Raw genomic sequence first — 13,492 nt, 5'->3', positions numbered from 1 at the left:
TTCGTGGACGTTCGCCACTCATAGTCCGCCCCTCTTACATGCATTGAAAGGGGGCATCTGGATAATTCAGGAAGGTCGGTTATAACCGCTTGAGGCACAGTGGCTGACGCTTGAGGGCATAGGCTGTGAATTCTGATATATCGAAAATACTGCGCGAGACTTTATTGGATTTTGGCGTGCCCCAAGAAAAAATAGGGCACTTTGATCGTCACTCGTCGATCGTACTTAACTTTAAAACTATCAGCCCGATCATGCTGACTGCTGATCATCACAGGGTGTGGATGTGGAGTGAGTTAACTACCTTGAACGGCGCCACGCTGAATACTCATGCGGAAAAACTGCTGCTTGCACTGCAACACCCATTGCCATCGGTGGTCACGGGCCAGGCCGTGTTGGGTAAAGGTCTACGTGGTTACGAAGTCAAGGCTTTGCTGGATGATATGTGTAGTGGTTCAGCCACACATCTGCAGGGGGCGTTGGATGGGTTTTTCAGGCTGATGATATCGCTGCACGGCATTTTCAAGTAAGCATCGTCCGACGTTAGTTATCTTATCCAATGGGAGTGAACACTGTGCCGATTAACAATACTACCGTTTTAAGAGCGTCGGCCGAACTAGCGTCTGACCCTGACAGCAACTTGAAGAATGTCGAGTTTGTGAAGAACTTCGATTACCTGAAAAACAAGCCAATTGAATTGCAGTCGAACGCAGTGCCCACAGTCACGCTCAACGCTGAGGGGCAGGCGCGCCCGGTCAGTTTTCTCTACGGCGACACGCAGCCCGCGCAAATCAGAAATGGCGCCATTTATAACGCCGTTATCACCAGTGATATCGTTGAAAAATACTCTCAGGACCGTATCTTGCCGGGCAAGGCGTTAATCAAGGATGGTGCGCTGAGCCTGGGGTTGAACAGGTTCAGGATGGCGGGGCCGACTGAAACCCAAACTCAGAAAATTCTCACTCGACTGCGCAGTATCCACGATCCTGATCAGCGTAAAGCAGAGCTGGTCAAGCTGGTCGTCAACGGCTCAGCGCAAGCTGCTGACGGTGCGATGAAGCTGAAAATGGTCAACGACCCGGTACGGCGTGCATTCGAAAGCTACTATGCCAAACATGCGTTGCAGGATTACTTCCGCTCGCCGGACATTTATAAAACCTTCTGCGCTATCTCAAACAACCAAGTGAATTACATCAAGGACAACTATGTCAGCGCACCGTTGTTCGAGAAATATCAGGCCGCTTGGAAAAATCAAAGTTTCGACACCCGCATCGTCGGTTTGGATCAGCTTCAGGGTTTCTACACGCGTGCCGAGAAAACCTTGGAAACCTTGCATATTTCACCCGAGGCCAGAGCGGCCTTGTTTGATATCTACAAACACCGATATTTGAGCTACGCGCTGAAAAATGAACCGGATGCCGAGGCAAAACTCCCGGCAGGTCATTGGGACGGTGTGTTTGATCCCATCAGGGCACCGGGCAAGGGCCGTATAGAACTCAATGCCCGAGAAGGCAACCTGTTCAGGCAGGCAGACAGTTATAACGTCGGTATTTTGCGAAACATCGACGCGGCGCCCAGGGATTTGCGCCTGAACGAACCTTTTAATATTACGTATGAAAATGACTACAAGAACCAGTTGTTAGCCAGCGCCAGCACCCGTTGCCCCGACAGGCTTGAGATGCAGGATCCTGAACATCCTGATGCGTCCCAACCCGGTTCTTATATGAAGACGCTTTTTGAAAAAGGCACAGGGACTTACGTCAACGGGCCGTCGGGTTCAATCGTGATTGAACAGGGGGCGGTACGTGCTTGCAAAGCGGTGCATGCCGATACACACCCTGACGACCTTGAAACCTATTTGGCCATCCAGGCCTTGCTGTTCATTTACGTGGATGGCGGGCACTCGATGGATGAAATTTCATACGCGCTGACGCATCCGAAGGTCCAGAATAAATTGCTTGAGGATTTTTCGGGTAGACCCGGGTTCGAGCATATTGGCGATAAGCTTTTCATGAATTATCACGCCCTGGAAAATGCCGCGAAAGACGCCGCTGCCTTTAATGATGTGCTTAAGGCCAAGGACGCCGCTCACCTGCAAATCACCCATGGCGACCCGGCGCGACTGGCTTCCCGGGCAACCACCAGAGAGTTGGCCTTCGCACAGACCGTCGCGGCGAGAAACGTGCTTTACAAGCCCAGTGACATCCTGACCGGAGAGCTTGCGGCGGCAGCCAAGGTGTTGCATCGCGTGGTCTCGAACCTGAGCGCAGAACATCAGAAAATGATGGGTGCTCATTTGTTGGGGGAAGGACGGCTGCTGGCTGGAAAAACGACGGATGACTTGCTTGCAGCATTGGCGCGAGCCGCAGGCGCGCAGGCGGCAACGGGCGGCGTGGCTGCGAGCGCCACCGATAGAGCGGTGGTTATCGCACTGATGGGCGATATCGGCGGGTTTTACACCACCCCCGCCAATGCAGACGAGGGGCTGATGACAGCCCTCAACCATCTGCTCAAAGCCCAGGGGCTGGAGGTGCCGGATACTGTCGCCATCCAGCGCTTGCGTGAGCAAGGCGGCTCTGCGGTTGTCGGCCCGGATAAACGCGCTGAACGAAAGGTCCGTTCGTTCAATTCGCCGGCCGACATGCCTTTTCGAGCAGGCGTACATAACAGCGGGCTGGAAGCGGATAAGGCACTCAATGTCCCCGCATCTGAACGTATTCCTGACAATCGCTGGGCGGTTTTTGACATTGGGACGGCCCGTGTCAAAGAAACGACCGAGCCGCTTGTCGGGCATATGTCAGCGTCGCCGGCCGAGATTTTACAGGCTTGGGACATGCTGCGCGGCGTAAGCGCACACGATCAATACGTGGGTGCGCTGCCCGATGGTCCGCGCGCTCAAGACGCTGGCACCATCATGCCTATGTCGGTCTTGGCGCCGGCCGAGCAGGACCAGCGCTATGCGCGTGCGGCAGGGGCGGGTGCATTTTTGGTCGGCTTGGGTTATCACAGCGCGGTCGAAGTGCTGGAAGGAACGTTGGTTTATACCGGGCAAAGTATCAGAGCCGAAGGCACACTGGATCCTTCCCAGCGTGATTCCGCTGATGTCTTCGGGCATGGGGCGGCAACTGACCTCGTGAGCGAGCTATTCAAGTCCAGTACAGCAGCGTGATGGGCTGTCGGGCAATCATGCGTCCCCATTGATTGCCCGGTGCGCATGCTGTGCCCTCAAACGTTGCAGTCGCTTGGCCGATGTCGAGATCAGACATGATGATGCCGCGCTCAGGCTACTTTGGCTTTGTCCTGCGCACTTAAGGTGAGGGGTATTGGTCGCCCGAGAACCACAAAAACAATGAATAGTCTCAACTCCAACGATTCCAACGCTCAGCTGGCGCAGGGTTTCAAGCCGCGCCACGTCACCATGTTGTCCATCGCAGGCATCATCGGCGCGGGGTTGTTTGTCGGTTCCGGGCATGCCATCGCGGCGGCGGGGCCGGCGGTGTTGCTGGCTTATCTGTGCTCCGGCCTGCTGGTGGTGCTGGTGATGCGCATGCTCGGGGAGATGGCGGTGGCGCGCCCCGACACCGGCTCGTTTTCCACCTATGCCGACCAGGCCATTGGCCGTTGGGCAGGCTTCACCATCGGCTGGTTGTATTGGTGGTTCTGGGTGTTGGTGATTCCGATCGAGGCGCTGGCTGCCGGGCATGTGCTCAATCAGTGGTTTCCTCAGGTCGATGCATGGTTGTTTGCGTTGTTGTCGATCATTTTGCTGGTGATCACCAACCTGTTCAGCGTTGCCAAATATGGCGAGTTCGAGTTCTGGTTCGCGATGGCCAAGGTCATCGCCATCGTCGGTTTCATCGGCCTGGGGTTCAGCGTGCTGATGGGCTGGATTCCGGATCGTGAAGCCAGCGGCTTGAGCCGCTTGATGCAAGAGCACGGCGGCTTTGCACCCAATGGCCTGTCGGCCGTGGTGGGGGCGTTCATCACCATCATGTTCAGCTTCATCGGTACCGAGGCGGTGACTATCGCCGCGGCCGAATCGAGCAACCCGGCGCAGAACATCGCCAAGGCAACCCGCTCGGTGATCTGGCGCATCGGCGTGTTTTATCTGTTGTCGATCTCGATCGTTATTTCCGTGGTGCCGTGGAACGATCCCCTGCTGGCATCCGTGGGCTCTTACCAGCGTGCGCTGGAGTTGATGAACATTCCCAACGCCAAGTTCATGGTCGACCTGGTGGTGTTGATCGCCGTGGCCAGTTGCATGAACTCCTCGATCTACATCTCCTCGCGCATGCTGTTCTCCCTGGGTAAACGCGGCGATGCGCCACGCGCCCTCAAACGCACTTCAGCGGCGGGCGTGCCCAGGGCGGCGGTGATCGCCAGCACCATCCTGGGTGCGGGAGTGACGCTGCTGAGTTACTTCATGCCCGCTGGCCTGTTCCAGTTTCTGCTGGCCAGTTCCGGTGCCATCGCGTTGCTGGTGTATCTGGTCATCGCCATCTCGCAACTGCGCATGCGTCGGCTGCTGCTCAAGCAGAACGTCGAGCTGACCTTTCGCATGTGGCTGTTTCCCTGGCTGACTTATCTGGTCATCGTGTTCATCTGCGCGGCGCTGGCCGTGATGATGGTGACGCCGGAACACCGCACCGAAGTGTCCTCGACGATTGGCCTGGCCCTGGTGATCTCGTTTATCGGCCTGGTCACTTCGCGTCAGCAGGGGCAGGCGGTCAAACCGGTGGCGCTGGAGCATTCCTGATCATCTGTGCGCAGTAGGTGGGACGCGGAGCGTCCCAGGAGGCATTCCCACGCAGAGCGTGGGAACGATCAGGTGCGGTTCAGCGCACCCGCGTCCGGCTTTGCACCGCCAGGTCCAGCGCCTTCTGCATATCCAACCGAGCCGAGCGCCCGACATCCTTGTCGTTAAGCTGGTAGTTGCGCTCGGACGGAAGGATCGGCGCGGTGAGATCCTGGGCGTCGCTGCGTTCGAAGTCGTGGTTCTCGCCGATCGCCATGGCGCTGCGGCGCAACAGCATGCGCAGCTGTTCGGGTTGCAGTTGCGGGTTGATCGACAGCATCGCCGCCAGCAAGCCTGCGACCATCGGCGTGGCGTAGGAGGTGCCGCAATGCACGGCGCCTTCCTGGCCGGCGTCGGTCGTGGACGCGTGGGCGCAGGCGGCAGCGGTGATGTCGACGCGCATGTCCACGTTCGAGGAACTGCGCGTGAGGGCGTAGGCCGGGTCATCGACGGCAACATCGCTGCGCGCGTTACGCTGGTGTCCGCCCACCACCAGCAGCTGCTCGGTGATGAAGGAGGAGGGCAGGCGGTACTCGTCGCTGCCGGAGAATGCCGAACCGTTACCGGCGGAGTTCACTACGATCACGTCGGGATGCTCCTTGCGCAGCCACAGAAAGAACTCTTCGAGCAGTTCTTCGTAGCCGCTCATGGCGATCCCGGAGCGTACCAGCGAGTCGACGTCATTGCCGTTGACGTCCTTGGTTCCGACGCGATGAATGCCCCAGCTCCAGTTGAGTACGCGCACTCCGTCCTCCACGAGGTTGACCGAGGCGGCGATGTTGGCCGTGATGCCGGCATCGGAGTTGCGCTCGACAATCACGTCGAAGCCACCGCTGGCCTGGTCCAGCCCACGCAAAAAGCCGGTGTTGCCGCCGTTGTCCCAGCCTGCCGCGAGGATACCGGCGACGGTGGTGCCATGGCTGCTCGCCGCACCCGTATCGCGGGCGTAGACGCAGGTACGCCTGGGGGCGCAGGCGCCGAGGTAGTCAGCGAAATCTGCGGTGTCGAAATCCACGCCGCGCTCGATCAGGCCGATGCGCACCGGTTGCGGCGTGATAGGTGTGTGTTGGCCCGGAATGCGCCGCTGATAATAAGCCACCGCATCGAGAAAGCGGTTGGCGGCCCATTCATCGGAGTCGGGCGATGGCTTCTGCGGTTTTTCGTGGCGCGTGGCGGCGTGCTCGGTTTCTTCGGCGGCGGATTCTTCGATCACCACCGCATCCACGCTGGTCTCGCTGCCCAGGCGTAGCACCAAGGCGTCGCGCTGCAGCAGGTCGGTGGCCGGCAGGCGCAGTTGGAACAGGTTCAGCGGCGCAATACTGCCGACCACGCTCGCGCCGTATTTGCGCGCGAGGCGCTCGGCTTCCTGGCGGCCATCATGGTCTTCCTCGATCAGCACGCTGACCAGGTCGACATAGGTGGTCAGGCCGTCCATGTTCTTCGCCACTTCGCTGGGCCCGGCGGCGACCACATGGCTATTGCGCAGGGTCAGCCAGGCCGCGTTGCTGGCGCGCGGGCCGTCTTCGAGCCACAGCGGGCCGCTCTGGTAGTGCGTGCTGTCCAGGCGCAGGCGCAACTGGTCGCCGTCACGCTGGAGGGCTTGCGCCGGCAGCGCCTTGCCCGCCAGTTTCACCTGCGGCGTTGCTTCACCCAGCCCGCGCGCACTCAGGCACCAATCCTGCTCCCGGCTTTGCAGCAGGTCGCCGCAGCGTTTCAGGTTTTCCAGTCGCAGCGGCTCCTGGGCCATGGCCGGCGTGCTGGCGACCAGGGTGAGCAGCATCGCGAGGGCAGCGTTATTCAGGGGCATCAGTGGGTTCCTTGCCGGGGCCTGATACTGCGACTCCACCCACCCGCCGTTCGTTCAGCGCGACCACGTTGAACTCCCTTGCCACAGCCTCACTCCTAACTGGACGAGGCAGTGCACATGGACGGATGTGACAATGACCCAGCCACACTCAAACACCCCTGGCACGCTGTTCGAGACCGACCTGCCCGCGCGCCTGGACCGCTTGCCCTGGGGCCGCTTCCACACCTTGCTGGTGTTCGCCCTCGGGATCACCTGGTTGCTCGACGGCCTGGAAGTGACCTTGGCCGGCTCGGTGTCCGGCGCGCTGAAAAGCAGCACCGGCCTGAACTTCAGCAACGTCGACATTGGCCTTGCCGGTGGCGTCTACATCGCTGGCGCCGTGCTGGGTGCGCTGCTGTTCGGCTGGCTAACCGACCGTCTGGGGCGACGCAAACTGTTCTTCATCACCCTGTGGCTCTACGTGGGCGCCACCGCAGCCACAGCGTTCTCCTTCAACCTGGAAACCTTCCTGCTGTTCCGCTTCCTGACCGGCATGGGCATCGGTGGCGAATACACCGCAATCAACTCGACCATCCAGGAATTCACCCCGGCGCGCTATCGCGGCTGGGTCGACCTGACCATCAACGGCACCTTCTGGCTGGGCGCAGCCCTGGGGGCCGGTGGCGCCATCGTGTTGCTCGACCCGCAGGTCGTGGGTGGCGACCTCGGCTGGCGCCTGTGCTTCGGCATCGGTGCCGCGCTGGGCCTGATCATCCTGGTGATGCGCCTGTGGCTGCCGGAAAGCCCGCGCTGGTTGTTGATCCATGGCCAGCACGACGAAGCGCAGCGCATCGTCGAAGGCATCGAAGCGCGCCTGCGCGAACAAGGCCACGCACTGGCCCCAGTGACCGCACCGCCGTTGCGGCTGCACGCGCGCGACCACACACCGCTGGCGGAGATTTTCCACACCCTGTTCGTCAGCTTTCGCCGTCGCGCCCTGGTCGGCATGACACTGCTCACTGCCCAGGCCTTCTTCTACAACGCGATCTTCTTCACCTACGCGCTGGTGCTCACCGACTTCTATGACGTGCCCGCCGAGCGCGTCGGCTGGTACGTCTTGCCGCTCGCCCTCGGCAACTTCTGCGGGCCGCTGCTGCTGGGGCGGTTGTTTGACGTGGTCGGCCGGCGCGTCATGATCAGCTTCACCTACGCCACCTCCGGCGTGTTGCTGGCGCTCAGTGGCTACGCGTTCCAGCAAGGCTGGTTCGACGTGACCCAGCAAGCCGTGGCCTGGATGGTGATCTTCTTCTTCGCCTCGGCAGCGGCGAGTTCGGCGTACCTGACCGTGGCCGAGACCTTTCCGCTGGAGATACGCGCGCTGGCAATTGCAGTGTTCTATGCGTTCGGCACGGGGCTGGGCGGGATCATTGGGCCGACCTTGTTTGGGCAGTTGATACAGACGCAACAGCGCGGGAGTTTGTTCGTAGGGTATCTGATCGGGGCGGCGTTGATGTGTGCGGCTGCCCTGGTGCAGGCGATTTGGGGCGTGGCGGCCGAGCGCAAGGCGTTGGAGCAGGTGGCGCGACCGTTGTCGCAGGCGGCTGATTGAGGGCAGGCAGGTGGGCGCGCCCAGGCCGTTGGTGCTCAAGGTGCAACGACGGTTGTTTACGTCCCGAGCGGGTCTAAAGATCGAGCCTTTCACGTCGATAACCTCCATGAACCCGCCAATCATGGACAGATTGAAATGACACTCTCCGTCAGCGCTTCCGCTATAGCCCCTGCCAATACCCGACTTGCGCCTTCCGAGCAGAAACTGACGCCCCCGGTACTGCCGGAGGCGGCCAAGCAACCCTTGGCAAATGCCGGGCCGGCGGCGATCTATCATCCCAGCGAAGCCGCCCAAACTGCGAGCGAGCCACCGCAGGTGACCGACGTGTGGGTCGGCCGCTCCGAATCACCGGAATTTCCTCGCTTCGTCGACCGCTTCCATAGTGCCCAGGCGGTGCTCAAAAGCGCCTTCACCGCGTTCGCATCCACCCTTAAGAGCACCGCCCCCGACCTGGCCAGAACCGATTATGGTTTTACCGTCGAAGCCGATGGCCGCCTGAAAGTCATCGACAAGGCCGGTCAGCTGAGCGACGCGAATATCAAGCGGCTCACCGAACTGCTCAATGGCTCCGCTGATTTGAAAGCGGCCGCGGTGACCTTCCGCAACGCCGCCATCGACATGACAGACGCCGGCTCGCCCTGGTCCGGCAGCGGCATGGGCTACTACAGCCTGACCAACGAAAATTTCGCCAAGACCATTGATCTGGCGCCGTTGTTCAGAACCTATGACCCCTCGGATGTGAAGGGTGGCAGAGAACGGTTCTTTATCATTCAACTGACCTACAAAGGTGAGCGGGCCACGGCGGAGACGGAGCAGGCGATGTATGCGCGGCGGGCGGGGCAGGCGTACTAACGGCGCAACGGGTTGTGTGAGGCTCAGCGAGCGGGGCAGGTATTTAGCCACTTTCGGCGCAAAGTAGCCCCTTTCCTTGCCAGCTGGTCTACCATGCCCATCCCGGCAGTGATCTATGCGCTACCGTTCATTTTTTAAAGGTACCGCCATGTCCATCGACCAAATCTCCCTGCCCAAAGGCGTCGGCCCCGTTGCTGCCAAACTCCTCGACGCCATCACCGGCGCTGCCACCCACGAAGAACTCAACCGCGCCGGCGGCAAAGCCGAGGGTTTTGTGTTGGGCCTGGAGTCCAGCAAGGCTATCAAGAGCCAAATCGCCGAGTCGCTGTATGTGGCTTACGATGATGCGGCGAGCAATCGGGCCAGTGAGTTGAAGGGCTGAGGGTGAGTCGATTCTGATGCCGTTTGTGTGTTCGCCATCAGGGCCCGGTTCAAGGCAACGCTCACGTTGTTTGCCAATCCTTACAGTCCACGGCCAGCTCGGTGAGGGCGATCATGCGCTCGTAGCGCACAATCATGAATTGCACATAGCAGCACAGTACGAAGAAAAAGGTATTTGTCGCTGCTATCGCCAATAACCATTCCGTATGCGCAGTAAAGCCGATGCTGGCCAGCATAGTATTCAGGCTTGAAAGGGCTACAGCGAGCGCCAATAAACCTGGGAGAATACCGACCTTTTCCAGCGCGCCCGTCACCATATGCGTGCGTCTTTCCAGACTGTCGCGTTCGCTTTTAAGTTCCAGCGCACCGAGCTTCAGTGTCTCGCGCGAGAGGGCTGCCAGTTCCGGTAAATAACGTGCCTCCACTTGCATAAGGGTTTTGACGTTCCACTCCAGCAGATTGGCGAACGGCGCGGTGAAGATCTTTATCAGCGAGTGGCGGTAGAGCAAAACCCCCAGCAGTGGGTAGAAAAACATCGCCAAGTAAGATATCGCGATCAACCCCCAACTCACGTTGTACAGCCAATAGGCTTGCGTCCACTTGCCAATGATGGTCAGCGGTATCGACAGAATCGACGGCCCGACCAGGGCGAACCAGAAGTAACCTCTCTCGAGCCGAGCGTCCTTGCCGGCCTGACTCTGCTTGCGGTTGCTGCGCACTGTTTGTTTATAAGCTCGCTCGATCTCGGCGTTGATCTGCAGGTATTTTTCGATTTCGGCGGTCATTGGCTGCTGTAAGCCTCAGTAAAAATCATAATAAAACGCCCATTTCCCCGTCTGGGCAAGGCGGTGTTTGATTGGGTAGCGGTCTATGGGGATCCCGATCCAGGCGTGTGCTGCTGCGCCCAAGCTAGCATAGGTATCTACACGACTTCGGCATGGCCCTGAAGCTATGATGGCTCAGGAGCCGAAGCCTCTCTAACTGATACTCCACGACCTAAATGTGGGAGGGGACCCTTAGGGTTCTGCGTGTGGAGACACCAGAGCGAAGACGAAGTGCTTATCGAAGAACTGGAGGCCCCAGAAGCTACTGCCATCATCTTCCAGTATGTATTTGTATACGAACGTTGCGTCATTGAGCTCTACGCGCTCTGCACGAGAAAGCAGAAACCTGATCGGCTCCGCGAGCTCCGGATCAATGAGCTGCGCAGAAATAACTTGAATCTCTGCGTCAAGCCTTAAGATCTGGCCGCTTCGCTGCCAAGACAATCCTCTGACGATGCGCTGAATGACCCGGCGGTAGGACTCGCCGTCAAACGGAACGGCGACCAGTGGTTCCGCTACGGCATTTCCAAAGCGGTAACCGTAGCTGCGCTGGTACTTGGTCAACACCTGTCTGGCTAGCCTCATATTTTTGGCGATAGTGGCAGCGAGAGAGTCAATCACCGGTTGTTGATTTTCCCTGAACTCACCCGTACTGATGCCGATGATCAGCTTGAACTGCTCATCGTCGAGGCTGCCTGCGTTGTTGCAAGGTGTGCATGCGGGAACTTTATTCCACGGAATACCCAAGGGCCTTGGCTTAGGGTAAATGCACTGAGGCGGCAAGTGATCACCTTCTCCTTTCGTGGCTTCCCGCTCTCCGCATAAAACGCAGAGTTGCACCGTTTTTGTGTTGTTCATCCTAGCCCCTAACGTTGATTAGCGATTCGCCTGTTGTTTCGGTCTTACTCCGGCCCTCTGGTGACTTAGCGCGGTCAAATCTGTCGGGATGTTAGGCAGGCAGAATGCAGATGGCTGGCCGCCAAGTATAAAATGGGGATCAGTAAAAGCGATTTCGCCTGTTTCTGAAATTTTTCACAAGACCGTCGGATGTCCGAAGCAGTAATCCTGAAACCAGGGGTTATCAAGTGTGGCGGCGCTGGCGGGCTCTAACCGTGGATTTCTGATGCTAATGACGCGCATACCATTTGCAAACGTTACCTCGCATAGCTGATCAGTGACGTCAATGATGCCGAGGTCACCAAAGTAGGCAGTGTCAGGGTAATGAATGTCTGCCAATGAGCCTTGGTCATGCCGGATTCCAATCGAAATAGGGTAGGAATTGCCGCCCACTCGTGGTGTTTCCTATATGTGGAAAATTGATGCCGGCTTTCCCTGTTATGTAGTTTTTGCGAGACGCGTTTGAGGTCAAAGCCAAAGAGCAGATGGGTCATAGGAGCACTATAAGGATAGTCAGAAAAGTCTTAATGATTCGTTCGACTGGCTTTGTGGCAAGCAGGGCCCGATACTTTTTTCAAAGCCCAGCTTCGAAGTCAGTGGCCTTACTCGGCGCTTGGATGTTCAGCCGGCACTGTAGCGCCATGCCATAGGCCGTCACCAGATGCGTAGCTAGCGAGCCCCCCATTGCGATATGTTGAGAAATAACCAACTGGTGATCCGCATCTGTAAGGACATTGGTGAAAATGAGCCAAGAATGCATATGAGGAGTTGTCTGCGTTATCGCTTGAGCAACGCTTTCTGAAAGCGCTCTGGCTTTGCGATCATCAGTGATGAAGGCTTGACGAATCCTGCTTGCAAAAGCGATTGATGATAGCTCGCCCTTACCTAGTTTTTTTCGGCTTTCAAGGTTTGCAATGGCTTGGAGATCGTCAATGCTGCAGGAGTGAGAAGTAAATTTACCCTTGGTTTGCTCTTGCTTGAGGCGCTCTTTCAACTCTAGGTCGGCTTCAGTGGGGGCGGTGCGAGGTTTGACCAAGCATTCGTAAAGGACAAAACCCGTCATGCAGAACTCGCATTTGGCTTCTTGAGCAGCCGCATACAGCCGGCGCGAAGACAAAATGTTCCACACCGAGCAGGTGTCGGCCACATTGATCTTGTGGAATTTTGATGGATCAATAGCCATGTATTGTCCTTCCATATAGGGAAGTAAGTGCCGTCAGCTCGCCGTAGCCGCAAAGAAGAGCTTCGGCGAGTCTGCCGAGGCTGATGATGCCTTGGCTATGCGCATCGAGACATAGCCGCACGTAATGATCGGACAGCCCGCGTTCGAGAAGCGCAGCTTTTCTGGAGCGTTGTTGGGGGGTAAGGCTCTCGGGTAGTTCGGGGTCTATCTTGGATTGTCGAGTGACACGGTAACCTCGGATACGCCGACTCGTTTCAAGGTCGGCTCGCTTCGAGGTCTTCAAGGCGATTCCTAAGGCTTCACAGCTAACTCTAAACTTATTTGCCCACTCTTGAGCGACCTCCTCAGACCAGATAGTTGGGTCAGGAAGCAAACTGAGCGTTTCTGGAGGTATGAGGTAACAGGAGGCGAACCTATTCGCCCGCACCTCCCGGATGTCCTTGTCTCCCGGGATGGTTACGCTTGCCCCTTCTTCACTGTCAAAAATGCAATGAGCCATCTCGTGCGCCGCACTGAATCGCTGTCGGTAAACATCCTCGGCGTAGTTGACTAAAATGCATTTACCAGCGACAGGGTGCATTACAAACAGGCCTGAAATTTTGGAGTTGGCTAGCTTTCGTCTGAAAACATGCACGCCTACTGAGCGAAACTCGGAGTAGATGTCGCGGGGCACCTCTCTGTCGGAATGACCCATTTGCTGACGAAATGCCTTCGCCGCACCTTCGGCATGAGCAAGGAAGTAATTACCTCGTGGCGTGTAGTCAAATGTGCTGGCAGCACCATGGAGCTCTTGGGTTAAAAATTCTTCGGTTTCGCAGAGGTATAGAAACTCTTGAATGGCAGAGCGATCCTCTTTCGAGAACTCACGGCCATGCGCCCGGTAGAGCGTTTCAGTTTGTTCGAACGGAGCGACTTGCTCGTTCGAGATGAAGAATTTGAAATCGCATCGATAGTAGTCTGCGAGGATGAGCACCTCGTCTCCGGTGGGCTCCAACTCACCTTTCTCGATACTACTCAGGCGCTCAACGTTGATGGCAGTGAAGGCTGCGACTTCGTCAACGGATCGCTGAAGTTGGATACGGTAGCGTTCCAGCTTATTACCAAGGGCCTGGAGATTCATGTGCTTTTTTGACGTCCTGTTAGGCTATGCACCGAGACATCATAGTCG

11 protein-coding genes are annotated in these 13,492 nt (G+C 57.9%); 6 read left to right on the top strand and 5 right to left on the bottom strand.

Annotation, left to right across the window (positions count from 1 at the left end; all coding sequences use genetic code 11):
• Window positions 1-125 precede the first annotated feature (125 nt).
• From C4J92_RS17720 to C4J92_RS17710, 3 genes are all read left to right on the top strand, one after another.
• A complete protein-coding gene (locus C4J92_RS17720; RefSeq protein ID WP_124404772.1) occupies window positions 126-527 on the top strand; it encodes a hypothetical protein in 402 nt (133 codons plus the stop codon).
• 44 nt (window positions 528-571) lie between these two features.
• The gene (locus C4J92_RS17715; protein ID WP_124404771.1) at window positions 572-3,166 is read left to right on the top strand and encodes a hypothetical protein; all 2,595 of its coding nucleotides are present in this window, start codon (window positions 572-574) and stop codon (window positions 3,164-3,166) included.
• A gap of 180 nt (window positions 3,167-3,346) precedes the next feature.
• Window positions 3,347-4,753: an amino acid permease gene (locus tag C4J92_RS17710; protein ID WP_124367728.1), complete on the top strand. Its 1,407-nt coding sequence runs from the start codon at window positions 3,347-3,349 to the stop codon at window positions 4,751-4,753.
• A gap of 79 nt (window positions 4,754-4,832) precedes the next feature.
• Here the strand turns inward: C4J92_RS17710 and C4J92_RS17705 are convergent, their stop codons facing one another.
• Entirely contained in the window at window positions 4,833-6,599 is a 1,767-nt protein-coding gene (locus C4J92_RS17705; RefSeq protein WP_124404770.1) for a S8/S53 family peptidase, read from the bottom strand.
• 133 nt (window positions 6,600-6,732) lie between these two features.
• On the opposite strand from C4J92_RS17705, the gene C4J92_RS17700 reads away from it, so the two are divergent.
• The 3 genes from C4J92_RS17700 to C4J92_RS17690 all read left to right on the top strand — a co-directional run bounded on the left by C4J92_RS17700 (window position 6,733) and on the right by C4J92_RS17690 (window position 9,421).
• A complete protein-coding gene (locus tag C4J92_RS17700) occupies window positions 6,733-8,187 on the top strand; it encodes an MFS transporter (protein ID WP_124404769.1) in 1,455 nt (484 codons plus the stop codon).
• Window positions 8,188-8,322: 135 nt separating this feature from the next.
• A complete protein-coding gene (locus C4J92_RS17695; protein ID WP_124404768.1) occupies window positions 8,323-9,039 on the top strand; it encodes a hypothetical protein in 717 nt (238 codons plus the stop codon).
• 148 nt (window positions 9,040-9,187) lie between these two features.
• Complete coding sequence (locus C4J92_RS17690) at window positions 9,188-9,421, top strand: hypothetical protein (protein ID WP_124367724.1); 234 nt, start codon at window positions 9,188-9,190, stop codon at window positions 9,419-9,421.
• Between the two features lie 61 nt (window positions 9,422-9,482).
• On the opposite strand, the gene C4J92_RS17685 is transcribed toward C4J92_RS17690, so the two are convergent.
• From C4J92_RS17685 to C4J92_RS17665, 4 genes are all read right to left on the bottom strand, one after another.
• A complete protein-coding gene (locus tag C4J92_RS17685; RefSeq protein ID WP_124404767.1) occupies window positions 9,483-10,205 on the bottom strand; it encodes a hypothetical protein in 723 nt (240 codons plus the stop codon).
• Window positions 10,206-10,436: 231 nt separating this feature from the next.
• Window positions 10,437-11,102: a hypothetical protein gene (locus tag C4J92_RS17680; protein ID WP_124404766.1), complete on the bottom strand. Its 666-nt coding sequence runs from the start codon at window positions 11,100-11,102 to the stop codon at window positions 10,437-10,439.
• Window positions 11,103-11,715: 613 nt separating this feature from the next.
• Window positions 11,716-12,324, bottom strand: a complete 609-nt coding sequence (locus C4J92_RS17670) for a hypothetical protein (protein ID WP_124404765.1) — start codon at window positions 12,322-12,324, stop codon at window positions 11,716-11,718.
• The gene (locus C4J92_RS17665) at window positions 12,314-13,444 is read right to left on the bottom strand and encodes an XRE family transcriptional regulator (protein ID WP_124404764.1); all 1,131 of its coding nucleotides are present in this window, start codon (window positions 13,442-13,444) and stop codon (window positions 12,314-12,316) included. The genes C4J92_RS17670 and C4J92_RS17665 overlap by 11 nt, the downstream gene beginning before the upstream one ends.
• Window positions 13,445-13,492: the final 48 nt, after the last annotated feature.

The organism is Pseudomonas sp. R3-18-08, from assembly GCF_003852065.1.
Classification (GTDB): Bacteria; Pseudomonadota; Gammaproteobacteria; order Pseudomonadales; family Pseudomonadaceae; genus Aquipseudomonas.
This window is presented reverse-complemented; position numbering and strand designations above follow the sequence as displayed.